Raw genomic sequence first — 23,656 nt, forward strand, 5'->3', positions numbered from 1 at the left:
CGATTATTGATCATTAGTGTCAGTTTTATCTAGGGTTGCATTAGGAACTGTTAGTTGAGTTGGCTGTTGTTCAACCGTAACAGGTGCAACAAGAATAACTGTTTGACTAGCTTGGGGTGGCTTTTTTGCTCTCTGCTGGTCAATTTGCTGTATTAGCTGGTCAACTTTCTCAACTTGCTCGATATTGCCTTGCTCACGGTATACTTTGCTGGCACGGTTTAATGCTCTGCTGGCTGTCTTCAGATCGCCTTGATTGTATAAAGTCACGCCTAAGTTATAGTAAGCTGAGGCAGTCTTGGGATTTTGGCGAATAGCTTGTTGGTAAAGGGAAATAGCCCCAGAGGCTTGACCTTGAATTACCATCAAACTCCCCAAGTTGTTGTAGGCTAAAGCATTTTCAGGATCTAGCTTCAAGACTTGCCGATAAGCCGCGATCGCAGATTCTATTTTACCTTCCCGTTGTAGGGCGATCGCTAAATTAAAGTAAGCATTGGCATTACTGCTATCTAAATTAATTGCTTGCTGATAGGAGGCGATCGCATCCTCTAGTTGTCCTTGTTGCTGTAGTAGCAACCCTAAATTGTAGTGAGCTGCTGCCATTGTGGGATTTACTACCAAACTTTGACGGTAAGCAGTAATCGCTGCTTCTTTTTGTTCTTGTCGCTGCAACGCTAGCCCTAAATTATAATAAGCCTCGCCAAGATTGGGACTCAGTCTCACCGCCTCGCCATATTCTTGCACAGCTAAATCTAGGCGATTTTGCTGCATGAGGATATTGCCTAAATAATTTCGTGCCGCCCCGATATTGCCATCTCGTTGCAACGCCTTGCGAAAGGCAAATTCTGCACCCTGCAAGTCTTGACGGTTATAGCGCATAACTCCCTGCTGGAAAAAGCTAGCTGCTTCGAGATCCTGAGAAACCAGGTTTTGTGCCAGTATTTTACTTCCTGGTAAATCAGTAATTGTTGGTAAAGCCAACACCAAAAACGCCGAGGAAGCAAACAGCAATCCAAACAGGGGCTTTTGCCGAGCAGTACTTCTGCCAAATGCCACCTTAAACACACCGCTTAACCATTGATAGGCTTGAATATTGTTAGCCATGGGTATCAGACATCTACTTATAGATAACTCCTTACTAAGTCAGAGTACCCATTAAATAAATTAAAACCTCAAAATTACTAAACCAACCCCGTTTCCATTCGGCTAGTACCACTCAAGCACCTAATCTAACTCCGCCTTTGCTTACTAGGCATTCTTAAAGACTCCGCTGCCGTGGGGTTTCATTAAAGTTATCTAAAATCTACTGGTTAGATGGGTAAACTCGGTGTGCAGCGCGGCATCACCCAAGATATTGTGTGAATGGGAATAGGTGGTTTATTTCCGCCAACCTTTACTAGAAAAAGCAGCCACTCCACCTGTGCCAACAGTAAGCGCAATCATTAAGAAATTATTAAAAATAACATATAGTTCTTAAGTAATGCCTGAAAATATTGAATAATACATTCAACAACTAAATAAAAATTAGCACTCTCCCCTTGCAAGTGCTAATTATTGACTAAAGTTAAAGACCTATGACATAGACTAAAATTCTACTTTTTTGTATAGAGAGAATTAAGTACTATTTCAGAAAAAAGTTTTAGTGAAAACTTAAGCTTCGATACAACTGAATTAATCTTTGGGAGAACTAAAATGAAGTACACTTTTGATATTGTTGGAGTATCTCCAGTTTTGTACTTTTTTAATCACCAACAGCAAATTCGGCAAACACCACAGCCCCAATGCGTGGAATATCTAGGAACGCATATTTGTACACTGGATGCATTTTTAGGATCTGTAGAATCAGTTACAACAACCTGGGGTGGTAATCTAGATCAAGTAATAGAAACAGTAGTTCAATTTTGGTTAAATAACTCAGAGAGCGTTAACTATTGGAAAGCACGTTTAATTGATGCTGGTAGGGATAATTTACTAGTAGCCAGGGTAGCCGATATCCAGGGTTTACAAGCTGAATTTGAATCCCTATTAGGTAAAAATTGGTGATGTTTATCCTATCTCTTAAATAAATAGTATTTTGCGTTAATCTGCTTCTCTTATTTTCTCTGATAGACGCTGCGCGGTAAGCGTTCCCGTTCCTAGAGATATTTTCAGGTAAATGAACCACACAACAGAAACTCTTTCCCGGTGTAGAGACGCTGTATGCAACGTCTCTATAGTGGTCTAATTAGCCGAAAACTGCTGTAGGTTATGGGGTGGCTGGTATCTCATCTCTACTTACCTGATTTTCAAGCGCTTTGAGAACTTTGAGATATAAATCTTCTACTCTTTTAATTTGAGTTTCACCACTGGCAGCATAGTGAGATAAGCTAGGAGAACCATTGATTTCAATGATAGTGTAGTCTACCATTGACTGAGTAATATCACTGCTAATAATATCCACACCTGCTAGTCTCAGGGCCATATCATTTGTGATATTTATTGCTAATTTCTGAAAGTCAGGATGAATACTCTCGGTTAAATCTACTGCTTCCCCTCCGCTAGATAAATTTGCATTGTCTAAGAGATAGACAATAGTATTTTTGGGGATAACACTATTAAAATTTAAATCCTGCCTTTGTAATTTTTGATGAATGCGGAAATCCTCAACATTTATAAGCTTTTTTCTCCCAGTTTTGAGAAAATTTTCTTGCTTTTGTTCCAGAAGTTCTAGAACAGTAGATTTACCATCTCCCTTGATAGATAAGGGAATTCTTTGATAAGCCGCGATAATTTCATTATCTAATACTACAATTCTATAGTCATTACCACTATAGAACCGCTCAACGATTAATCCTGAGTTAATTTGCAGGATTTTCTCAGCTACTTCATAGTATTCTGTTTGATTGTAGACTTTGCTTACTAATAGTCCTTGACTGAGATTTAGTGGCTTGACAATTACCGGAAATCCTATTTCTTTAGCAAAGCTAAATCCATCATCAATATTCCGGGGATTAGCTATCCTTGCACATATTTTATCATTAAAAAATGTTTGTCCTTCCGTCGCTCTATATCCAAAATGTTTGAGAAAAAAGTTAGAATAAGCTTTATCTTTTGCTAACTCTGCTGAACCGAAGCCATTAATATTTAGTTTAGTCGTGCTAAAGACTGCCTTGTTGCCATTTTTAAATGTAATATGCCCCACTAATTTATATTCAGGTTCTACTACAACTACTGCTCCTATTTGAGGGGCTATTTTTTGAAGCATTGATGTCACTAATGACATTTTTATTATCCGAGTGTAATTTTAACGCCAAAAAATTTTAACTAATTTGCAAAAAATGGTCAAGATGGTATAATGTTAGAGGGCTACACCAGGAAAATATTCTTGTAGCTACCAGAAAATATCTGCAAAAATGAGGGCTAGTTCATTTCAAATATCTCAATAATTCTTGAAAATTTTAATCACTCTAAAACAATTACTCTACTAACTAGAGAAAGGCACGAATGCCTGTAGTAGGGTTTGGGAAAATTCCTTACACATCGGTATACCTGGAGACAAGACCAGTACCAGTTAACCATTTGTCTTCAGCCCTTGTTTTGCGGGCTTAGTTTGTGTAACCGTCAACTTTGCAAATAACCTTCGCCTCAGATGTACTGTTTAGCTGGCGCTAAGTTGTAGCACTAAGTATTGACAATTCATAAATTATGTAATAACAAGGTGGCATCATCAATTGCAAAGGCGCTAGTGCATCCCCCCGAAGAGACTCATTAACGCCGTTTACTACAAGTACATACGGATAACATAATCATGCCACAAAATACGGATTACAAAGAACCAAAATCAGAAATTCAGTTAGAAAATCAGGCGATCGCCTACAAAGCGCGTCTGAATGGTTGGGCTATTGCTCGTGTAGTTCCCAATGCCGAACGGGTGATTGTTGCTCGCTTCCGCACTCGTTCTGATGCTGACGGTTATATGAGACACCTACGCCAAGAGACACCTAATGCTTGTTTTGAGGTTGTTTTTGATCATAAACCTGAAGAAGCTGTAATTTAAATTTTCTGGGATATTTAGCGATCGCTTGATACTAGAGTGCTGCGATAGCGAAACGCCTGCTCAAAAAGCTGAGGCGTTTGCGAGGGTATTAGGGGTGCAATCTATTGACAATTTAGTGCAGTGTGGCGCGGAGCATAGTGTTAAAAGTGCGATTGTGCTCCGCGCAGGTGGAGGGAAAAAGAGAAAATCTTTATATTTCAGTAAAAACTGCACAAACCATGTATTTTAACTGGTTAAACGGTTTTTCAGTAATACTTAACTGTTTGAGAATTTTGATAAAATAACCATCTACCAATTTCCGCCTTGTATTCAATAGTCCTATCCCCGTAGTGCTACCTAGACTTTTGTTACTAAAAAATAGACCGCTTTTGTTTTTCTGAAAGATTTTTTGCCAGTAAGAGTAAATCTGTATGTGGCAAGGAAGATGATCCATAAAATGAGTAATTTTTTAGTCTTGGAGTGTAATCAAAAAAGACGGCAAATCGATCTGAGGCTATAGGAATGCTGCCTCGATGGAAGATATTACTAGTGGCAGCAAATATTACTGTACCAGCCGATCCTATACAGGATTTATAATTTGCTGGTGATATAATCTCTTGCATGGTTTTGTCTAAAATGTAGCCTGATGTATATTTGAGAGAGCGAGCTATTTTTGAAGTTAAAGATTGGGGAAGATATTGAAATGGGCCTTGGTTCTCACTTGTATCATGTAAATAAACTATAATTTTGATTACTTTTCGAGCTTCTTTATCTAGATGCCACAACCTTGACCCTTTCTCTACCTTATTGGCGATGTCTCTACGAAAATATGCGCCATGATAGGCTGCTGGTAGACCAAGAAAATTTTCTACAATATTAAGTAGACGTTGTTCTAGCCCCCACAAAAAGACTGCTGGATATTTCATGATTTGCTGGGAACTAGCATGAATTGCAAATTCATTTTTAGACATAGCAACAGTTTCTGCTATTTCTGACATCAGTTTTTTTGCTGCCTGGAGTAATTGAGGAGTAGATGAAATTCCCAACTCTTCTAATGAAGTAATTACAACTCCTGACTGTCTTATTCTCTCTACTAAATCTAGGTCAGTGCTGGAAATTACAGGTAAATTTAGAGTATGTTTTGCTGCTGCTATTTGATAAGCTATCTCTGATTGATATTCTAAAAATGGAATTGTATAAATCTTTTTCAGGATTTTATTTTGGGTTTTTTGTAGCAATGAGTACATAAGTTTCTGCTCTTCACTCCTTCAATTTTGGCGCAAAAAAATTAGATTTACAATTAGTGTAAACTCCATTAATCCATCAGTGTATCAAAACCACAAATAGCCGCAACTAGTTTTCCATAATTTAAAATCTAGAATCCCAATTAATCATCGTTTTCTGGCGTTTAACTGTAGATCCTAGAGTTATTGCGTAGGTAAGTATTAACTAAACCATCGTTAAGATAACTGTCTACTAGGAGTTTTACTATCCTTCTTTAGTCATAGATTTGGGCAAATACTGGTAATTTAAAATTGTCAATAAAAATTTACACTTTAGTGAAAAATTCTTTATCTTTTTATTAGTTCTAAAGATAAGTAGTCAATTCAAATCGATAGAAGTCTGCATAGTTTGTTTGCATAAAGAAAGTTGGTTATCAACACCAATAGTCTATTTTCACATCGTTGGATGAGAGAATTTAAACTATCTACCGCTATACTATCGCTGGAGAGTAGTATATGAAAAGCATGGTACGGCTCGTTTTTACGATGATTTTGCTGGTGTTATTGACCAATTGTGGCAGTGTTTCACTAGTACCGAGTAGCGAGTTGGTGCAAAAAGCGATCGCACTGCAACTAGAACAAACCCAACAGCAACTTAGCCAAAAGCTGGATATAGAGTTCCGAGGATTTGACATTAAGCGGCTATCAATTACCCAAGAAAAACCCCTAACAATACAAAACCTTTTGTCCTACAAGGTTCAGGGAACTTACGATCTGGTTTTAAAATTACCTAAACAACGAAACTTGACGCAACCGCAAAAAGCCTTTGAAGTTTACTTGCAACTTCAGCGAGAACGTAAAACTTGGCGCTTGCTATATCCAGAACAGGGGAGTCAAAATACTCAAGCAATTTGGCGTAGCTATCTAATAGAGTAATTGAGTTGTGCTACTAGAAAAACTAGCACAAGCATTTTGGGATTACTGCTAACCCCCAGCTATCTGATGCTGTAGCTGAGATGTGCTACTAGAAAAACCATCACAGGTGTGTAAGTAGAACTGCTAATCCGCAGCCATGATCAGGGTAATAATTTTACCGGAGATAGAACAAGATGTATATCAACTTTTTCATCAGTTCCATTTTGGGAATCGTGGTTACAGTACTGCTAGCTTTTGGTATCCTGCAATGGTTCCACATACCTACTGGCAATTTCCTCGACTGGGTGATTGGTGGCGCAAGTTTTTGGTGGTTGTTGGTAATTGTTACCGTACCGTGGAATGTGCATTTCCAGGCTAAAGAAGTCTTAGCGGAAGCGGCGCAATCAGAGGAAAAAGGCATTCCCGTGGATGAGAAACAAGTGAGATATGTCAAGGTTTTGGCAAAGCGATCGCTCTGGGTTGCCATTGCCTTACACTTATTCTCAGCGGTTGGTCTTTATACTCTGGCTGCTAGTGGTATTAGTGCTGTGGGTTATATAACTTCTGGTGCGGCTTTATTATTAACCATCCTCCGTCCAGCTATCCGCGCCTATGAATATTTATACGCCAGGTTGGCAATGATTCGCCAAGAATTTACCTATCCCCGCGAAGATATTATTGAACTTCGCAGCCGCTTCAACCAATTGGAACAAAAAATTCAATCTTTAGAGAACCAACTTGATTTAGAACAGCCCTATTCATTACCAGTGACTCAACAACGCTTTTCTGAAGAAACTCGCAGAGAGTTAGCCCGGATAGTTTCTAATTTAGAAGAATTACGTGCGACAAATCAAACCGAACATGAGCGGCTGTCACGGGAAGCCAGAAATGCGATCGCCCAACTTTCTACCGATGGGCAATTCCTCGATCATGTCCGGGAAATTATCAGATTTTTCAAAACTGCCTAATCAATACTCACAGCATTCCTGCTGATTCATATAATCGTTTGACCATTGCTGTAATCTTAGCTCCATATTCTAAATCCGCTGACCAGCGTCCTGATAGCTGATCAATTAATGGGGCAATACCGCGTGTAACAAAGCGAAACCGGGGATCTACTTCTTCCTGTACCAAAGGTTCTAAGCTGGCGTAAGCTTTCAAATGCTGGATGTGCGCTCTGACTCCAAGTCTAGCGCTTTTAAAAGATGCGGCCTCTGCACCACCACCAATTGTGCCTAAACCTGCAAAGTTATTTTGCCCTGGTTTAATTTCACCACCAAAGCGTAAAAATCCAGTTTCTATACACATTTGGCAGAAAGAAATATCATGGTTTATCCCCTCAATAGCGGCTTCTTCCCGATAGAGTTTTGGTAGGTCGGGAAAATTCACAAGAGCATTTTCATTGTTATTTCTCAGGAATAATTGCAACTGCACTTCTGAGGTATTGCCATTAGAGAGAATCCGGTCAATTTGTGCGGAGCAAACTGTCAAAATTGAGCGTAAGTTGACAGTGCGAGTTGCACTATCCCAAGTGATAGCAACGTGAAAATCTCGCAGTTCAATAGCTTTGATATAAACTATTTGGCGATAAGTAATACGACGGACATCAGGGGCTTTTGATAGGTCAATCCGTAAGCGATCAACTAAATCAATCGGGATGTAAGCATTACCATTAATCAATACCCCTTTTTCAGGGTAATTTTGCCCGTTAATATTAATGCTGATGGGATCATAATTAGGTTCTGGGGGAGTGCCCGGACTGGGGTCAATTACCCGACTCCAAGAGGCTAGCCCATCGGCAATTCCCAAAGCGAAATCACGGCGACGTGTTTGTAATAAGGCGCGATCTTCGGGACTACTGAGAAAGCCTACTTGGACTAACAAAGAGGCGATCGCAGTTTGACGACAAAATTTTAAACTACCCAAGCCACTATCTGTATCCGGCTTGACTCCCCGATTGGGTAACTGGGGAACGCGTCTCAAAAGTCCCACTAGCAACAGTTCAGCATTGTTCTTGCGCTGATTATTATTGGCAATGTAGAAGACGCTAGCACCACGCACTGTAGGACTGTTAGCGGCATCAGAGTGAATTTCGACCGCCACATCAGTAGCACGAGCGCGAGAATTAATCCAGGCAATGGTTTGGGCAGCACTTAGATCATCGGGAACAGCCAAAACTTCAAAATTACGCGACCTCAGTTCGGCGACAGTCAAGTCCCGCAGCAAAATCATTTCTTTGGCTTCGGTTGTCCCACCTGCTATTGAGCCTGGATCTGTTCCCCCTGCTTCTTTGCCTCCATGAGCCGCTGAAATAAAAATACGTCCCATCTTCAGTATTTCCTGTTATTAAAATTCAGGGTCAGCAATTCCATATATATGTCTAGTTTGGGCAACAAGAATATAATAGCGATCAGTTGGTAAGCGCAAGGCAGCGTTTACTACGGATAGATAACTGATGAATCAACTAGAATGCTAATTCCCCGCTTGCACCCAGACACAATTGAGGAAGTTAAACTCCGGGCTGATATTGTCGATGTTGTCTCAGAATACGTAGTTTTACGCAAGCGTGGAAAGGATTTTGTCGGTTTGTGTCCTTTCCACGATGAAAAAAGCCCCAGTTTCACAGTTAGTCAGAACAAGCAAATGTACTTTTGCTTCGGCTGTCAAGCTGGGGGAAATGCAATTAAGTTTTTGATGGATTTGGGTAAGCGACAGTTTGCTGAAGTTGTGTTGGATTTAGCGCGGCGTTACCAAGTGCCTGTGCAAACCCTGGAACCTGAACAACGGCAAGAATTGCAACGTCAATTGTCTTTACGTGAGCAATTATATGGGGTTCTGGCGGCGACGGCACAATTTTATCAACACGCTTTGAGACAATCCCCAGGACAAACGGCGCTGGAGTATTTGCGAAGCGATCGCCAATTGCGAGAAGAAACAATTCAGCAGTTTGGCTTGGGTTATGCTCCCACCGGTTGGGAAACCCTCTATCACTATCTGGTGGAAGATAAACACTATCCAGTGCAACTGGTGGAAAAAGCGGGATTGATTAAACCTCGCAAGGAAGGGGGCGGTTATTATGATGTGTTTCGCGATCGCCTGATGATTCCTATCCGCGATGTTCAAGGACGAGTGATTGCTTTTGGTGGTAGAACTCTCAGCGATGAACAGCCTAAATATCTAAATTCACCAGAAACTGAGCTTTTCAGTAAAGGTAAAACTTTATTTGCCCTCGATCAAGCTAAAGGTGGAATTGCCAAATTCGATCAAGCGGTGGTGGTTGAGGGATATTTTGATGCGATCGCTCCCCACGCTGCCGGAATTACCAACGTTGTTGCCTCTCTAGGCACTGCCCTCAGCTTGGAACAAGTGCGGTTAATCTTACGTTACACCGAGTCCAAACAATTAGTCATCAACTTTGATGCTGATAAAGCCGGAACTAATGCCGCCGAAAGAGCAATTGGCGAAATTGCTGAACTAGCATATAAAGGTGAAGTCCAGCTAAAAATTCTCAATCTGCCCGATGGCAAAGATGCCGATGAATACTTGCGTAGCCACACCCCAGAAGACTATCAGCAACTTTTGACAAATGCTCCCCTCTGGATTGATTGGCAGATTCAGCAGATGATTTGCGATCGCGATTTAAGACAAGCGACAGATTTTCAGCAAGTCACCCAACAAATGGTAAAATTACTCAAAAATATTGCTAATAAAGATACTCTTAACTATTACATTTCCTACTGCGCCGAAATACTCAGCTTGGGTGACACTAGACTCATACCCCTGCGAGTAGAAAATCTCTTAACTCAGATTGCACCTGCTAGTCTCCAACCCTCAAAAATTGCAGTCCGCAAGCAGCAACAAAAAGCCAAGCTATCTCTAGTACCTACCGAACGCAGCCTGTTAGAACTAGCAGAGGCTTTATTGCTGCGAATTTACCTCCATTGTCCCGAACAGCGTCAAGCCATTATTAACGAACTAGAAACCCGAAATTTGGAATTTAGCCTTTCTCATCATCGCTTTTTGTGGCAACAAATTTTCCAATTAAAAATGGAACAGGTAGATTTAATCTCAAATCTGCAAGATAGATACCTAGAATCGGCTGAGGAATTGGGTGTAATTTCTCATCTATTTCATTTGAGCGAAAAAACCCACAAGGATATACTCCGCACCAACCAAGTAGTTCAAGCTGCGATCGCTTGTATGGAAAAGGTGATGCGAGAAAATCGCTCTCGCTACTTTTTGGAACTCTGGAAACAAACTGATCAAGAAGCTGATTCCGAACGCTGGCAATTATATTATCAGGCGTTCTACGCTGAAAAAATGCGGCTTCAAGAACTAGATCGACAGCGGCAGTTTTCCATCACAGATTTGCTCTAGACTGGGCATTAATCTTTTTACTAGACTCACGGGTTAGGGGCACAGCAATGCTGTACCCTGACGGAAAACTGCTGTAAGTTTAGTGTTCAATCTCCTACGGACAAAATAAGGTATCCCGCGTGTCCCTTAGAGTGATGGGATTAGTACCTTTAGCCAGCTTGCACAATTTTTTTTGCTCATCTTGACGCAGCAGCACATCGGTAAAATCTGCTCCCTCAATAATCGCACCATCAAACTTGGCGTTAGCCGCAAAGGCACCTTCCAAAACCGCATTTGTCAAATTTGCTCTAATCAGGCGAGCGGAGTCTAAAGTGGTATTTGTGAGATCAGCACTCTCTAAATTTGCCGACTCCAGATTGGCTGCAAAAAAGCTGACACCGCGCAGGTTAGCATGGCTAAAATCACTCTGACGAAGATTAGCTTTAGTAAAACTAGAGTCTGATAGATCACGTCCTGAGAAATCAGCCCCAATCAAAATTTCTTTGTTGTATTCCAGCGCTAAAGCCGTTGGTGCAAAACCTACAAACGCCGTGGTGCATAAGATTCCCCAAAGCAATAAACTGAGTATGCTGGACAAAATGCGATCGTCATCGCTTAACTGATTATTCATCATATTTTTAGTAAATGGCTAACCCTCCTCCATCTCATTATGCTGATATTGGTGAATTAGGAGAAGACCTAGTAGTCCAATGGTTACAATCTACAGGTTGGGTAATTTTGCACCGTCGTTTTTCTTGTCCCTGGGGAGAAATCGACATTATTGCCCAACATCACGGGCTAAACGGAGAAGCAGGGGACGAGAATGACAGCACACAAAACTCAACACTCGCATTTGTGGAAGTAAAAACCCGCAGTTGCAGAAATTGGGATGCAGGGGGAAGAAGCGCAATCACCCTGAAAAAGCAAGGGAAAATCTGTAGCACCGCCAGAATATTTTTAGCTCAGTACCCTGAAAAGGCAAATTACCCCTGCCGCTTCGATGTCGCTATTGTCTACTGTCAGCGAACATCCAAAAAGCTGAGTGAAGTTACAGATATTTCAAAAACCGTACCTAGTTTATCAACAGACGGATACAAGTTTAAGCTACAAGAATACATTGCAGGAGCTTTTGACTCTCCAACTGAGAGCTAGGAATGGTTAATTAGTTATAAATAAAATATGTTAATTACCAAGTCGTTTTGCATCCCCTGTCCAAAGGCCGCATGTGTCACTATGAGGGGCCACATACTCAGGGGCTTTCCAACTTCCTCTACTTTGATTGTCAGAGCCTTCTCACACATTAGGATTACGCCAGTGTTTCTGGACAGTAGCCCAATCCCCGGACAAACTGTTGCCGGAACGCCTCAATTTCCTCTCTCTCTGGACTACCATGAGAGACGATCGCCACTTGGTAGCGACGCATCACATCTACCGGACACTGTCCTGCTTCCAAACTCCAAAGGGCCATTTGCACCCTCATTGGTGGCTCGTATCTAATTCCTAACTCATTGAGAAACGCCCGAAAATCCCCATCATCTTGCGATGAAACTTGACCGTTAAATTTAATCCTCACTACCCAGCCATCAATTTGATGAATTACGGTGAGAAAGGAAACAGGTGTTTCGAGTCTACTGTTGTGTAGCAGATGTTGTACAACCCTCAGGGTTAAACTGGCATTTGCCAGGTAATACAAATATTCCATGTTGGTGCTGGGGATCAACGCTAATCCTACTTCTCTATCTTCGTCAATAAAACCTTGATCCCGGTAGGGTAAAAGCCCCCGTTTTTATATGGGGAGTTTTACCCAATTTTATTTTGGTAGTTCTGTGTTACTCAATAATATTAATCGTAAAGTCTAGGGATAAAATTGACCACTAATATTTTAAAGTGAGTTTATTGATCTAGAAAGGCTTTCAGCCGTTTTGCAAACAAGGCAGTATAAATGTAGATGGAGCAACAAATAACACAAGCCAACTTGAACGAAACATCTAGCCTAGAGGCGCAAAATGTTAAATTAGATTGTTCCTTAGCTGGGTATGACTACGAACTGCCGATCGCACTCATTGCCCAAAATCCAGCAGTTCCTAGAGATAGCTCGCGGTTACTGGTGGTGAATTCTCCTAGTACAGGCAAGCATTCACCGCCATTACACCACATTTTCCGAGATTTACCCCAGCTACTACAACCTGGGGATTTGCTGATCATGAATAATACGAAAGTTATTCCAGCGCGGTTGTATGGTCATAAATCTACTGGTGCCCAACTTGAGGTGTTACTGTTAGAGGAGCGGCAGCATAATTGCTGGTTAGCCCTAGTTAAGCCAGGAAAACGCTTTAAACTGGGAACGAAAATTATTTTTGATCCTAGGGTATCTGGGGAAGCAGAGGGAACACTCAGCACTCAATTAACGGCTACGGTTTTGGCAACAGATGCAGCCACTGGGGGACGGCTATTGCAATTTGATCTGCCAGAGGAGATGTCTGTAGTGCAAATGCTAGACAGATTTGGGGAGGTACCTCTGCCACCTTACATCACCGCCTCAGCAGCTGATGATGAACAGTATCAGACAGTGTACGCCAAAGCGCCAGGAGCGATCGCCGCGCCTACGGCAGGGTTACACTTTACCCCAGAATTATTACAACAATTAGGCGTGAGCCAAATTAATCAAGCTTTTGTCACTCTACACGTTGGGGTAGGCACTTTTCGCCCTGTAGAAGTGGCAGATGTCACCACCCACCAAATGCATGAAGAATGGATTGAAGTTCCCACCGCTACAGTAGAGCAGATTCGCGCCACCAAAGCCGCTGGGGGGCGGATTATTGCCGTGGGGACAACCGCAGTACGTGCTTTAGAAGGGGCGGCCCAATGTGGAGATTTGCAACCCTATGTTGGCAAAACAAACTTGTTTATTTATCCCGGCTATCAATGGCGGGTGGTGGATGGTCTAATTACTAATTTTCACCTACCGCGTTCTAGTTTGCTCATGCTGGTAAGCGCTTTTATTGGTAGACAAAGATTATTGAATCTATATCGAGAGGCGATCGGTTCTCAATATCGCTTCTATTCCTTCGGCGATGCCATGCTAATTTTGCCAGAAGCCGCTAAGTAAGTAGGCGAAAAGAAATCAAACTATGTTAAGCAAAGTAAAAAATATTGAAATTTGCTCGTAGTCAGGGCTTCAGCCCTCACTACCAACCTTGAATTATGTACGCCAACCTACTTAACAGAGAACTTATGCCAATTAAAAATTAAAAATTAAAAAAGCTTGATTTGATAGAGTTTCCGGGCTTGTATCTGTCACATTCTTTTTTCAAATTGGTATTATAGCAATCGGATTTGATTTTTGAAAAAATCTAAGTGTTACGGCTGACCTAACGCATCAACCGAAGGTTTTGGTGCGTTAGCCTATGGCATAACACACCCTACGTGTATTTCAAAAATCAAATATGAGTCCTATAGTATAAGTTGCTATTTATCTAGTTAGGATAGGTAATGGCTAATAGGTAATGGGTAATAGTGTTTTTCCTCTACCCCAATTACCTATTACCTGTTACCAATTTTAGGGACTACAGCCGCCTAACTAGCAACTTGGGTTATTAGTAGACCAACTATCTCACCGCAGCAGGCATACCCAAAATATCCTCAAGCCTCGGCATTTCCTCCAACGGAATTACCCGCCCTTCATCCTCAAAACCGGCGATTTGATCAAAGTTCAAATACTGATACAAATTATCAGCAAAAGGTTGAATCTTCTTCGCCACAATCTCCAAATATTCTTCCACTGTAGGAATGCGTCCCAACAATGCACAAACTGCTGCTAATTCAGCCGAACCTAGATAGACTCGTGCATCTTTACCCATGCGATTATTGAAGTTGCGGGTAGAGGTAGAAAACACCGTTGTTCCATCAGCAACTCGCGCCTGATTTCCCATGCACAAACTACATCCGGGCATTTCTGTTCTAGCACCGGCAGCCCCAAAAACGCTATACACACCTTCCTCTTTTAATTGGTGTTCATCCATGCGGGTTGGTGGTGCTATCCATAAGCGAGTTTTCACTTCACCTGCACCTTCCAAAACCTTCGCAGTTGCCCGATAATGTCCGATATTTGTCATGCAAGAACCCACAAATACTTCTTGCACAGGATCATTAGCAACTTCCGATAATAATTTAACATTATCAGGGTCATTGGGAGCAGCTACAATTGGTTCCTTGATTTCATTCAAATCAATTTCAATTATTTCTGCATACTCAGCATCGGCATCACCTGCTAATAACACCGGATTTGCTAACCATTCTTCCATTTTCGCTATGCGGCGGAGAAGGGTACGCTCATCGTGATAGCCCCGTGCTATCATATTTGTTAACAGCGCTATATTAGAACGCAAATATTCAGCAACTGTCTCTTCACTCAGCTTAATTGTGCAGCCGGCGCAAGAACGTTCTGCCGAAGCATCTGTCAATTCAAAAGCTTGTTCCACTTTTAAATCTGGCAAACCTTCAATTTCCAAAATTTTGCCAGAGAAGACATTTTTCTTATTCTGCTTCTCTACTGTCAGCAAACCTTTTTGCATTGCTACATAAGGAATAGCATTCACGATATCCCGCAGGGTGACACCGGGTTGCAATTCTCCTTTGAATCTTACCAAAACCGATTCTGGCATATCCAAGGGCATCACACCCAAAGCACCGGCAAAGGCTACCAACCCCGAACCAGCGGGAAAGGAAATTCCCAAGGGGAAGCGGGTGTGTGAGTCGCCACCTGTTCCCACGGTGTCGGGTAGCAGCATCCGGTTTAACCAAGAGTGAATAATTCCATCCCCAGGACGCAAGGCGACACCGCCACGGGAGGCGAAAAAGTCGGGTAAATCGTGATGAGTTTTGATGTCTACTGGTTTGGGATAAGCAGCGGTGTGACAGAAACTTTGGATAACCAAGTCTGCACTAAAACCTAGACAGGCGAGTTCTTTTAGTTCGTCGCGGGTCATGGGGCCTGTGGTATCTTGGGAACCAACAGTGGTCATGATGGGTTCGCAAGATGTACCAGGACGGACACCAGGTAATCCGCAGGCTTTCCCTACCATTTTCTGTGCTAGGGTGTAGCCTTTTCCAGAATCAGCAGGTGCTTGGGGACGAATAAAGACGGTACTGGGTGGTAAACCTAATGCTTGGCGGGTTTTGTCGGTGAGGGTACGGCCGATAAGTAAAGGGATGCGTCCCCCGGCGCGGACTTCGTCGAAGATGGTTTCGGGTTTGAGGGTGAAGGTGGAAACGACTTCTCCTGCTTCGTTGGTGATTTCGCCTTTGTAGGGATGAATGGTGATGACATCGCCGGTTTCTAGTTTGGTGACATCGCATTGAATGGGTAATGCACCGGCATCTTCGGCTGTGTTGAAGAAAATTGGGGCGATCGCACTTCCTAAAATATATCCCCCGGCGCGTTTGTTGGGCACGAAAGGAATATCATTTCCCAAATGCCACAATACTGAGTTAATGGCAGATTTCCGCGAGGAACCTGTACCCACTACATCCCCCACATAGGCGACGGGATGTCCTTTTTTCTTTAACTCAACTATGGTTTCCAAGCTTCCCGGTTGGCGTGACTCTAGCATCACTAAGGCGTGTAAGGGAATATCTGGGCGGGTGGTGGCGCTTTGGGCGGGGGATAAGTCGTCGGTGTTGGTTTCACCTCTTACTTTGAAAACAGTAACTGTGATAGCTTCGGGTAATGTGGGACGAATGGTGAACCACTCAGCTTCAGCCCAAGAGTCAATTACCTGCTTGGCTAAGGGGTTGGTTTTAGATAATTCCAAAACATCATGGTAGGCGTCATAAACCAACAGGATTTTGCTTAAGGCGGTGGCTGCATAAGCTGCTATCGGTTCCTTTCCTTGTCCCCCCATGACTAGTGGTGTTTCTGAAGAGTCGGATACAGATACGGTGACGAGTTGCAGCAAATCGATTAATGATTGCACGTTATAGCCACCTACCATTGTCCCCAGTAATTCTACTGCTTCTATGGGTGAAACTAGGGGACTGGTAACTTCTCCTTTAGCAATGGCGGTAAGAAACCCAGCTTTAACGTAAGCTGCTGCATCTACACCGGGGGGAATGCGATCGCGCAATAAATGTAATAATATCTTTTCTTCACCCTTCGGTGGATTTTTCAGCAATTCGCATAATTGCGATGTTTGCTTTGCATCTAGCGGTAAAGGGGGAATTCCCAGTGATGCCCTTTCGGCGACGTGTTGACGGTATGATTCCAGCATTCTACACTCCAAGATATTTAGCCAAACACTCGTTAAGTATTTATAATCACTTTCCCAGTTTTAGGAAAATTCAACCTCATCAGTCTTTGCAGGGAGAATTAACAGGAAGTGAGCCTCCTTACTTTATTTTTTTGTCTGGCCAGGACTTATAATTATCACTGTATAGCGACTTTTGTCGATAAAGCTATTTGAAAATAATTCCTTTGTTTGTTCTGTACCTATTTATCAGATAAAATAATTTACTTGTTCGTTGTCACCTGCTACTTTTGTATATGTCCAAAACTTACACCGTAGAAATTAACCACCAAGGCACAATTCATACTTTGCAAGTGCCCGAAAACGAAACTATTTTATCAGTTGCTCAATCTTCTGGTTTGGACTTACCTACTTCTTGCGGTGCTGGTGTTTGCACAACTTGCGCCGGTCAACTTAGCGAGGGAACTGTAGATCAAACTGATGGCATGGGTGTTAGTCCAGATTTACAAAAACAAGGCTATGTATTGCTTTGTATCGCCAAACCCCTTTCTGATTTGAAACTAGAGACAGAAAAGGAAGATATCCTTTATGATTTGCAATTTGGTAAAGGCAAATAACCTGAGATCAGGATTAGAGGATTAGAGGATTAACAGGATTAATTTGAGAATGATTAATCTTAATCATCATCCTTATTTGTTTGAGAATGATTAAGATTAATCCTTATCATCCTTTAATCCTGATTTGTGATTGGTAATGGGCAAAAAAGATTAGATTAAATACTCATTACCAAGCCTCATAAATTACATATTTCTCTGCGTCCTCTGCCTCCTCTGCGGTTCGTTTAACGAAATATTCCCAAACCTAAGCAGATAGCTGTATTCTAGAAATTACAAAACAACAGAATTTACCCCTATGACCACCCATTTCATTACCGCAGAAATCGACCTTCAAGAAACCCCCACAGAGTTACAAACAGCAATTGAGGCAGAGTTGAAAAAACAGGGTGAACCTCTACGTTGGGCAATTACCTCTATAGATGAAGAACAGCAAAAGGCTACTGTGGAAGCTGTTGTGACTACAGCCAGTGCTGATTAATGAATGTTGAGTGCTGGGTAATTATCAGTACTCACAACTAACAACTTGATGATGCAACGTCCTTACACTGCTATTTTAATTGTTCCTACTGGCATTGGAGCAGCGATTGGGGGTTATGCTGGAGATGCATTACCAGTTGCTAAAGTTCTAGCACAAGTTTGCGATCGCCTCATCACTCACCCCAATGTCCTCAACGGTGCTAGTCTGTACTGGAACCTCCCCAACACTTTCTACGTTGAAGGTTATGGACTTGACAAATTTGCCGCTGGATGCTGGGGTTTGCGTCCCGTTCACAGCAACCGAGTAGGTTTGCTTTTAGACCAAGGCATTGAGCCAGAGTTAAGGCTGCGGCACCTGCAAGCCGCAGATGCAGCTAGAGCCACCTTAGGATTAACTGTTACAGATCATGTCATCACTGACGCACCATTAAACGTTGAATTGCGTATTTCCCCATCAGGAGCCAGTTGGGGGACAATTGGCAACCCAGACAGCTTATTACGGGCGGCTGAGAAATTGATTAAGATGGGAGCAGAGGCGATCGCCATTGTTGCTCGTTTTCCTGATCATATTGATCAACAGGCAGAACAAAACTACCGCCATGGGAAAGGTGTAGATCCCTTAGCAGGTGCAGAAGCAGTAATTAGCCATTTAGTAGTGCGAACCTTTCAAATACCTTGCGCCCATTCTCCAGCCCTAGCCACTGCACCCCCAGATCCTGATTTATCTCCCCGTTCCGCCGCCGAAGAATTGGGCTATACTTTCTTACCAAGCGTCTTAGTAGGCTTGAGTCGCGCCCCACAATTTATTGTAGGGAGGGAATTAATTGATTCTTTACAAGAAGATATCTGGGCAAATCAAGTTGATGCCATCATCATACCCGCAACAGCTTGTGGCAGTGGTGCCTTGCTGAGTTTAAGCCAAAGGCAATGCCAAATAATTACAGTGGCAGAAAATAAAACACTCATTCAAGTTTCTGCCCCAGCATTGGGGATCAAATCTATAGAGGTAAACTCATATTTAGAAGCAGTAGGGATATTGGTGGCACACAAAGCAGGCATCAATCCATCTGCCATTAGTCCCTTTATTCAACTTCAAGGTTCAAAATGAAGAATCCTAATTTTGAATTTTGAATTTTTTTATCCCCTATCCCTAAACTCCTGTGGTTGAACAACAAAAGCAAGAGCCAGAAATTCCCTACCTGACACGTACCCAAGTACTTGTGGCGATGGGAGTGACTGCAATCATTTTGTGGATAGTCGCCAAGCTGTGGTTAAACTTTGGCGACTTTTCCCTCTTTTCCTGGCGCTGGAAAGCAAAAGATTTACTCTTGGGGGTGGGATTGGGTTTATTTATCACCGCCTTGAGTGGTTTAGCTTATCGCTTTTCCTTTCCCTACCGTAAAAGTGCAGATTATTACCTAGAAGTAGTCCTCAGTCCTTTAGCAATGCCCGACTTAATTTGGCTAGGGTTGCTACCGGGGTTGAGTGAAGAATTATTATTTCGGGGTGTAATGCTGCCAGCTTTAGGTATGGATCATGTAGCTGTGATCGTATCAAGTCTTTGCTTTGGCATCTTGCATCTCAGCGGTTCCGAACAATGGCCTTATGTGATTTGGGCAACTATCATTGGCATGATTCTGGGTTACAGCGCCCTATTAAGCGGCAATTTATTAGTTCCTATTGTCGCTCACATACTGACGAACTTAATTTCTAGCTATTTTTGGAAAATGCAACGGGGATAAAAAAATAACTATAAAAAAATCGTAACGGATTTGCGGATTTTACTGAAGTTATTGTAGAAACCCACCCCTCAACTAACTAGGGGTGGGTAATTCCTTGGTTCTTAAAAATCATCAAGAAACTGACTAAGGCGACTGATTACAGGGTCAACCTCTTGAGGAGGTGGAGCAGGAATATAGACAGGATTATTGACTACTTCTAGCGCTGGTGCTGATGGGTTCGGAGAATGAATAAGCGATCGCTCATTCAGCATGATAGCCAGTTGTGCCACTTGTTGAGTAAGTTGCAACAGCTGGCTTTCCATTACTTCCAAACGATTAGATTCCTTAGCAAAAAAACGTTCCTCAAGTCCAGCCAATTGACGTTGCAGCTCACCGATTTGTTGTTCAATCGAAGAGATTGCTGCTGTATTCAGACTAGGTCGTACAGATCCCGGTACACATAAAGCTTGCCACAAGGACTCTTTACAGAGGTCGCTGAAAGTCTTATCAGGCTGTGTCTCCAAATGGCTTTCCACTTGGGCCAACAAGCTTTCATCAGCAATCTCTGGATTGAAAGTAACGGATTTAACTACCTTTTTTGACCATTGGAACATCAGTTTTATTACCTAGCAGCCCGAACAGCGGATAATTGCGCCTCTCCATAAATATACTGCCCCAAAGCATTAGCCTGCCGCGATGGTGCAGCCAAATAAGCATTGATCTTGGCTTCCTTCAGTAGGCGTTGAACATCTTCCCAGAAGAACTCACCACCCCCGCCAGTAAGAATTACATCAGTGACGCGCTCTGGTAACCAGGCTAACACACGGCTACAAATATCACGAGAAAACATTTCAATGAGATTAGGAAGAAAATCGTCTAAATTAGCGGGCTTGCTAGCGCCTTTGGGACGGTAAAAACGTTCGCCTTTAGGTTTGTTGACAGCAGAAATCAGCGCTAGAGATTGACTATCGGCTCCCTCAATTTCAGCGGCTACCATTTCATAAAATTTGTTCATCCCGAATTCCTCACTCTTAGAAGCTCCTCGGGCAAAACGGAAGTTATCCACCATCAAAAAATCAATGGTTTGATGGCCAATATCGACAATTGCCACCGATATTTTCGTAAAATCGGGAACTGTAGCTCCCTTATTAGGTTGAGCTTCAGACCATAGAAGACTGCCGTAGCCTTCTGGCATTACCCAAACCTTAGTGATGTTCAAGGACAAAGATTCGCCTCGGAAATTCAACACATGGGGCCCAGTTACCAAGCTGGTCAACTGTGCTTTTTCTTTTTCAAATTGCTCTAAAGAAAGGAAAGGCAATCCCAGTACAACAGAGATTTCGTCTTTGAGTTTGAAGTAACCAGCACTTGCCAAAACCTTTACCAGTGCATCCTCTACCTTAGATTGGCCGACTCCTAAATTCGCGCCAAAGTCAGCTGCCAACTGACCAACAGCGTAGCCACTACCTTGGTACTCCAGCCACAGATCCATTAAAGGGTCAGTAGCGCGGGATTCAAAAACGCCCCCACGAACCTGTTCTATAGACATTTGCTTGACGTTAGCAGGTACAAACGCTACGTTGTTCGGTTCACGGCTGACACAGGTCTTTGTGGAAGTTCGGCCTAAATCAACACTGAGAATGATTTTCCCGCTGGGAACGTTGTTTGGCTTGTTAACCGCAGTATTCATGGGGGTGGAAGCCGACACTCTATTCATTGGTATAGATGCGGCATTCATGGGGGTTGCAGCGGTAGGTTGGTCTGTCATGAAAGCTCCTAGTGTTAACTTAACTGTAAAAAGTTATCATGCTCATCTTACAAAAATGCAAGCTACGAGAAATTATAGGTTGCGTCAAGTGTAGCTAGAAATACGCCAAAATTTACTTGAGGCGATACTTTCTCTACGAGACGCTGTGGGTTGGCCTAGCCTGTCTGCAGGACTTATGGTAGGCTTTCCTCGGCCACACTGTTCGCGATCGCCAACGGGCATTTCGCATTATTTTGGCATAGTGTAGGCGAATATTTCACAGATGTAACCCCTGATATCCCATCAAAAGCGACGGTATTTCATCTCCTATTGCCTTGGCGCTGGCGCTTGAGTACCCAAACAACAAATACCAGAACTATGCTCCCCAAAACAACTTTGGATACAACAGTAATGTACTTATCTACAAGTGAATACTGACTTCCCAACAAATATCCTGAGAATGTTAATAAACCCACCCAAGCCGCACTACCCAGGGTTGTGTAAAACAAGAACGGTAGCAAGGGCATATTGCTAATGCCCGCCGGAACAGAAATTAAGGTGCGGACTCCCGGCACAAGGCGACCAATTAACACAGCTTTGTTACCTTGAGAGTCAAACCAGTGTTTGGCCTTAGTGATATCTTTACTGGATACAGTCAGCCACTTGCCATACTTGTCAGCCAAAGTTTTCAAGCGCTGTTCTCCCAAAAACTTACCAGGATAGTACCAGACAAGTGCACCCACTACAGAACCCAAAAGTCCGGCAAAAAATACACCAATGATATTGAGATTGTTTGGTGTTGCCCTAGCTGTGAATCCTGCTAGTGGCATAATCAATTCTGAAGGGATGGGGGGAAAGAGGTTTTCCAAGAACATCAGCAGAGCAATTCCCCAATAGCCTAGGGAGTTGATTGTATTAGTTATCCACTCAAGCATTGATTCTATTTTGGATTTTGAATTATTAGACTTTAAATTTTAGACTTGGGATTGGGAATAATGACGTTTTTTCTTTCCAGTGCCCATTACCCTTAATCCCCAGTGGGGGCCGAATTCTCCAGACCCATCTTTAGTCAAAAGTTAAAAGGCAAAAGAATTTTCAACTTTTGCCTGATTGGGTTCTTTTCTAGACCGTTGGGGATAATGATTGCATTCTCTGTTCTGATTGCCAGTCTAGTGGATTCCAAACTCGATCTTCCAGCGCCATCTGCTCAATTAAACTTGCCAATCTGAGAGCTTTAAGAGCTTGTTCACCACCAACTGAAGGTTGATTACCACCGTGTACGCAGTTAACAAAATGTTCTAACTCTGCGCTCAGGGGTTGAATGTTACTGGTATAGACTTTCTCAATTAAACCATCTTGCCTGTAAAGCACTTGCCGATGGTCTGTGATAGGGTTGGCAGCCGTTTGCCGATGAATTAAAATTTCATTTTTGAGGAAATCTGCCTCAGTAAATGAGTTTTTACAATGGGCAACAATGCGGCGAATTTTGCGGTGAGTCACTTTGCTGGCCGTCAAAGTAGCCACAATGCCATTGGCAAAGCCTAAAGTGGCAGTCACGTAATCTAAATAACCAGAGTCTAGGGAACGAGTACCGCTAGCGGTCAACTTCACCACTGGGGAGGCGGCTAATTCTATAAGTAGGTCAATATCGTGGATCATTAAATCTAGCACCACCGAGACATCATTCGCGCGAGCCGAATAAGGACTCATACGGTGAGCTTCTAGGGCCAGTACTTCCTCCGTTTTCAGCACTTGGCTTAGTTCCCTAAATGCCGGATTGAAGCGCTCAATGTGGCCTACTTGCAGAATACATTGAGACTCAGCTGCCGCATTTACTAAAGATTCTGCCTCAGAAATACTGGCCGCAATCGGTTTTTCAATCAAAACATGAATTCCGGCTAAAAGGCAGTTAATCCCCACTGCATAATGCAGCCGGGTGGGTACAGCAATACAAACTGCTTCTACATGGGGTAGTAGGTCGCAGTAATCTTCAAAAAAACGTACTTTATATTTGCTGGCGGTTTCCAACCCACACTCAACGTTAATATCTGAAACGCCTACCAGTTCAACATCTTTCATTGAACTCAGTACGCGGGCATGATGTTGCCCCATGTTCCCCACTCCAATCACGCCTATGCGGATTGGTCGTGGCTGGTTACGCTGTGTATATGAATTTGGTTCTGCCACTGACATGCTATCTTGCACTATTATCTCCTCAACCACCAAATTTAGAGACGCTACGGTCGTTGGACTTTATACTTAAATGCCAAATGCGATCCGTCTAAAACCATCCAGATGGTAACATAGTGGTTCTATTTATGAAGAATTTCAAAGTTTGTAATC

At 42.6% G+C, this 23,656-nt stretch carries 22 protein-coding genes; 11 read left to right on the forward strand and 11 right to left on the reverse strand.

Going from position 1 to position 23,656, the window contains the following annotated elements; all coding sequences use genetic code 11:
• Positions 1–3 precede the first annotated feature (3 nt).
• The gene (locus H6G32_RS01560) at positions 4–1,101 is read right to left on the reverse strand and encodes a tetratricopeptide repeat protein (protein WP_190453753.1); all 1,098 of its coding nucleotides are present in this window, start codon (positions 1,099–1,101) and stop codon (positions 4–6) included.
• 588 nt (positions 1,102–1,689) lie between these two features.
• On the opposite strand from H6G32_RS01560, the gene H6G32_RS01565 reads away from it, so the two are divergent.
• Positions 1,690–2,040 carry a hypothetical protein gene (locus tag H6G32_RS01565; protein WP_190453756.1) on the forward strand — a complete coding sequence of 117 codons (351 nt, stop codon included), beginning with the start codon at positions 1,690–1,692 and terminating at the stop codon, positions 2,038–2,040.
• Between the two features lie 202 nt (positions 2,041–2,242).
• Here the strand turns inward: H6G32_RS01565 and H6G32_RS01570 are convergent, their stop codons facing one another.
• Complete coding sequence (locus tag H6G32_RS01570; protein WP_190453759.1) at positions 2,243–3,259, reverse strand: cyanophycin synthetase; 1,017 nt, start codon at positions 3,257–3,259, stop codon at positions 2,243–2,245.
• A 525-nt stretch (positions 3,260–3,784) separates the two neighbouring features.
• Between H6G32_RS01570 and H6G32_RS01575 the strand changes: the two genes are divergently transcribed.
• Positions 3,785–4,033: a hypothetical protein gene (locus H6G32_RS01575; RefSeq protein ID WP_190453762.1), complete on the forward strand. Its 249-nt coding sequence runs from the start codon at positions 3,785–3,787 to the stop codon at positions 4,031–4,033.
• Positions 4,034–4,383: 350 nt separating this feature from the next.
• Here the strand turns inward: H6G32_RS01575 and H6G32_RS01580 are convergent, their stop codons facing one another.
• Positions 4,384–5,259 carry a 2OG-Fe(II) oxygenase gene (locus H6G32_RS01580; protein ID WP_190453766.1) on the reverse strand — a complete coding sequence of 292 codons (876 nt, stop codon included), beginning with the start codon at positions 5,257–5,259 and terminating at the stop codon, positions 4,384–4,386.
• Positions 5,260–5,760: 501 nt separating this feature from the next.
• On the opposite strand from H6G32_RS01580, the gene H6G32_RS01585 reads away from it, so the two are divergent.
• A complete protein-coding gene (locus tag H6G32_RS01585; RefSeq protein WP_190454009.1) occupies positions 5,761–6,171 on the forward strand; it encodes a hypothetical protein in 411 nt (136 codons plus the stop codon).
• A 173-nt stretch (positions 6,172–6,344) separates the two neighbouring features.
• A complete protein-coding gene (locus H6G32_RS01590; protein ID WP_190453769.1) occupies positions 6,345–7,118 on the forward strand; it encodes a hypothetical protein in 774 nt (257 codons plus the stop codon).
• 7 nt (positions 7,119–7,125) lie between these two features.
• On the opposite strand, the gene tftA is transcribed toward H6G32_RS01590, so the two are convergent.
• Entirely contained in the window at positions 7,126–8,478 is a 1,353-nt protein-coding gene (gene tftA / locus H6G32_RS01595; RefSeq protein ID WP_190453772.1) for a hormogonium tapered terminus morphoprotein TftA, read from the reverse strand.
• A gap of 141 nt (positions 8,479–8,619) precedes the next feature.
• Here tftA and dnaG point away from each other — a divergent pair, with 141 nt between their 5' ends.
• Positions 8,620–10,527, forward strand: coding sequence for a DNA primase (gene dnaG, locus H6G32_RS01600; RefSeq protein WP_190453776.1), 1,908 nt, complete (start codon positions 8,620–8,622; stop codon positions 10,525–10,527).
• Positions 10,528–10,621: 94 nt separating this feature from the next.
• Here dnaG and H6G32_RS01605 read toward each other — a convergent pair whose 3' ends face one another.
• Positions 10,622–11,140: a pentapeptide repeat-containing protein gene (locus H6G32_RS01605; RefSeq protein WP_375539782.1), complete on the reverse strand. Its 519-nt coding sequence runs from the start codon at positions 11,138–11,140 to the stop codon at positions 10,622–10,624.
• An 11-nt stretch (positions 11,141–11,151) separates the two neighbouring features.
• Here H6G32_RS01605 and H6G32_RS01610 point away from each other — a divergent pair, with 11 nt between their 5' ends.
• Positions 11,152–11,658 (forward strand): YraN family protein, encoded by a 507-nt coding sequence (locus H6G32_RS01610; RefSeq protein ID WP_190453778.1) that lies wholly within the window; start codon positions 11,152–11,154, stop codon positions 11,656–11,658.
• Positions 11,659–11,812: 154 nt separating this feature from the next.
• Here the strand turns inward: H6G32_RS01610 and H6G32_RS01615 are convergent, their stop codons facing one another.
• Complete coding sequence (locus H6G32_RS01615) at positions 11,813–12,208, reverse strand: hypothetical protein (protein ID WP_190453780.1); 396 nt, start codon at positions 12,206–12,208, stop codon at positions 11,813–11,815.
• Positions 12,209–12,454: 246 nt separating this feature from the next.
• Between H6G32_RS01615 and queA the strand changes: the two genes are divergently transcribed.
• Entirely contained in the window at positions 12,455–13,615 is a 1,161-nt protein-coding gene (queA, locus tag H6G32_RS01620) for a tRNA preQ1(34) S-adenosylmethionine ribosyltransferase-isomerase QueA (RefSeq protein ID WP_190453783.1), read from the forward strand.
• A 499-nt stretch (positions 13,616–14,114) separates the two neighbouring features.
• Here queA and acnB read toward each other — a convergent pair whose 3' ends face one another.
• Positions 14,115–16,775, reverse strand: a complete 2,661-nt coding sequence (acnB, locus tag H6G32_RS01625) for a bifunctional aconitate hydratase 2/2-methylisocitrate dehydratase (protein ID WP_190453786.1) — start codon at positions 16,773–16,775, stop codon at positions 14,115–14,117.
• 272 nt (positions 16,776–17,047) lie between these two features.
• Here acnB and H6G32_RS01630 point away from each other — a divergent pair, with 272 nt between their 5' ends.
• The 4 genes from H6G32_RS01630 (at position 17,048) to H6G32_RS01645 (ending at position 19,587) form a co-directional block, all read left to right on the forward strand.
• Positions 17,048–17,368, forward strand: coding sequence for a 2Fe-2S iron-sulfur cluster-binding protein (locus H6G32_RS01630; protein WP_190453789.1), 321 nt, complete (start codon positions 17,048–17,050; stop codon positions 17,366–17,368).
• Positions 17,369–17,663: 295 nt separating this feature from the next.
• The gene (locus tag H6G32_RS01635; protein WP_190453792.1) at positions 17,664–17,846 is read left to right on the forward strand and encodes a hypothetical protein; all 183 of its coding nucleotides are present in this window, start codon (positions 17,664–17,666) and stop codon (positions 17,844–17,846) included.
• Positions 17,847–17,897: 51 nt separating this feature from the next.
• A complete protein-coding gene (locus H6G32_RS01640) occupies positions 17,898–18,953 on the forward strand; it encodes a DUF3326 domain-containing protein (protein ID WP_190454015.1) in 1,056 nt (351 codons plus the stop codon).
• 52 nt (positions 18,954–19,005) lie between these two features.
• The gene (locus tag H6G32_RS01645; protein ID WP_190453795.1) at positions 19,006–19,587 is read left to right on the forward strand and encodes a CPBP family intramembrane glutamic endopeptidase; all 582 of its coding nucleotides are present in this window, start codon (positions 19,006–19,008) and stop codon (positions 19,585–19,587) included.
• A gap of 101 nt (positions 19,588–19,688) precedes the next feature.
• On the opposite strand, the gene H6G32_RS01650 is transcribed toward H6G32_RS01645, so the two are convergent.
• From H6G32_RS01650 to H6G32_RS01665, 4 genes are all read right to left on the reverse strand, one after another.
• Positions 19,689–20,180 carry a plasmid segregation centromere-binding protein ParR gene (locus H6G32_RS01650; RefSeq protein ID WP_190453796.1) on the reverse strand — a complete coding sequence of 164 codons (492 nt, stop codon included), beginning with the start codon at positions 20,178–20,180 and terminating at the stop codon, positions 19,689–19,691.
• An 8-nt stretch (positions 20,181–20,188) separates the two neighbouring features.
• Positions 20,189–21,334, reverse strand: a complete 1,146-nt coding sequence (locus H6G32_RS01655) for a ParM/StbA family protein (RefSeq protein ID WP_190453799.1) — start codon at positions 21,332–21,334, stop codon at positions 20,189–20,191.
• A 299-nt stretch (positions 21,335–21,633) separates the two neighbouring features.
• Positions 21,634–22,248 carry a DedA family protein gene (locus H6G32_RS01660; protein WP_190453802.1) on the reverse strand — a complete coding sequence of 205 codons (615 nt, stop codon included), beginning with the start codon at positions 22,246–22,248 and terminating at the stop codon, positions 21,634–21,636.
• Positions 22,249–22,435: 187 nt separating this feature from the next.
• Entirely contained in the window at positions 22,436–23,518 is a 1,083-nt protein-coding gene (locus H6G32_RS01665) for a Gfo/Idh/MocA family oxidoreductase (RefSeq protein WP_190453804.1), read from the reverse strand.
• Positions 23,519–23,656: the final 138 nt, after the last annotated feature.

This window comes from Cylindrospermum sp. FACHB-282 (genome assembly GCF_014697195.1).
GTDB lineage: Bacteria > Cyanobacteriota > Cyanobacteriia > Cyanobacteriales > Nostocaceae > Cylindrospermum.

Coding starts and splice junctions, on each gene's coding strand:
- H6G32_RS01560 (WP_190453753.1), bottom strand. CDS start 1,101: ATGGCTAACAATATTCAAGCCTATCAATGGTTAAGCGGTGTGTTTAAG.
- H6G32_RS01565 (WP_190453756.1), top strand. CDS start 1,690: ATGAAGTACACTTTTGATATTGTTGGAGTATCTCCAGTTTTGTACTTT.
- H6G32_RS01570 (WP_190453759.1), bottom strand. CDS start 3,259: ATGTCATTAGTGACATCAATGCTTCAAAAAATAGCCCCTCAAATAGGA.
- H6G32_RS01575 (WP_190453762.1), top strand. CDS start 3,785: ATGCCACAAAATACGGATTACAAAGAACCAAAATCAGAAATTCAGTTA.
- H6G32_RS01580 (WP_190453766.1), bottom strand. CDS start 5,259: ATGTACTCATTGCTACAAAAAACCCAAAATAAAATCCTGAAAAAGATT.
- H6G32_RS01585 (WP_190454009.1), top strand. CDS start 5,761: ATGGTACGGCTCGTTTTTACGATGATTTTGCTGGTGTTATTGACCAAT.
- H6G32_RS01590 (WP_190453769.1), top strand. CDS start 6,345: ATGTATATCAACTTTTTCATCAGTTCCATTTTGGGAATCGTGGTTACA.
- tftA (WP_190453772.1), bottom strand. CDS start 8,478: ATGGGACGTATTTTTATTTCAGCGGCTCATGGAGGCAAAGAAGCAGGG.
- dnaG (WP_190453776.1), top strand. CDS start 8,620: ATGCTAATTCCCCGCTTGCACCCAGACACAATTGAGGAAGTTAAACTC.
- H6G32_RS01605 (WP_375539782.1), bottom strand. CDS start 11,140: ATGATGAATAATCAGTTAAGCGATGACGATCGCATTTTGTCCAGCATA.
- H6G32_RS01610 (WP_190453778.1), top strand. CDS start 11,152: ATGGCTAACCCTCCTCCATCTCATTATGCTGATATTGGTGAATTAGGA.
- H6G32_RS01615 (WP_190453780.1), bottom strand. CDS start 12,208: ATGGAATATTTGTATTACCTGGCAAATGCCAGTTTAACCCTGAGGGTT.
- queA (WP_190453783.1), top strand. CDS start 12,455: ATGGAGCAACAAATAACACAAGCCAACTTGAACGAAACATCTAGCCTA.
- acnB (WP_190453786.1), bottom strand. CDS start 16,775: ATGCTGGAATCATACCGTCAACACGTCGCCGAAAGGGCATCACTGGGA.
- H6G32_RS01630 (WP_190453789.1), top strand. CDS start 17,048: ATGTCCAAAACTTACACCGTAGAAATTAACCACCAAGGCACAATTCAT.
- H6G32_RS01635 (WP_190453792.1), top strand. CDS start 17,664: ATGACCACCCATTTCATTACCGCAGAAATCGACCTTCAAGAAACCCCC.
- H6G32_RS01640 (WP_190454015.1), top strand. CDS start 17,898: ATGCAACGTCCTTACACTGCTATTTTAATTGTTCCTACTGGCATTGGA.
- H6G32_RS01650 (WP_190453796.1), bottom strand. CDS start 20,180: ATGTTCCAATGGTCAAAAAAGGTAGTTAAATCCGTTACTTTCAATCCA.
- H6G32_RS01655 (WP_190453799.1), bottom strand. CDS start 21,334: ATGACAGACCAACCTACCGCTGCAACCCCCATGAATGCCGCATCTATA.
- H6G32_RS01660 (WP_190453802.1), bottom strand. CDS start 22,248: ATGCTTGAGTGGATAACTAATACAATCAACTCCCTAGGCTATTGGGGA.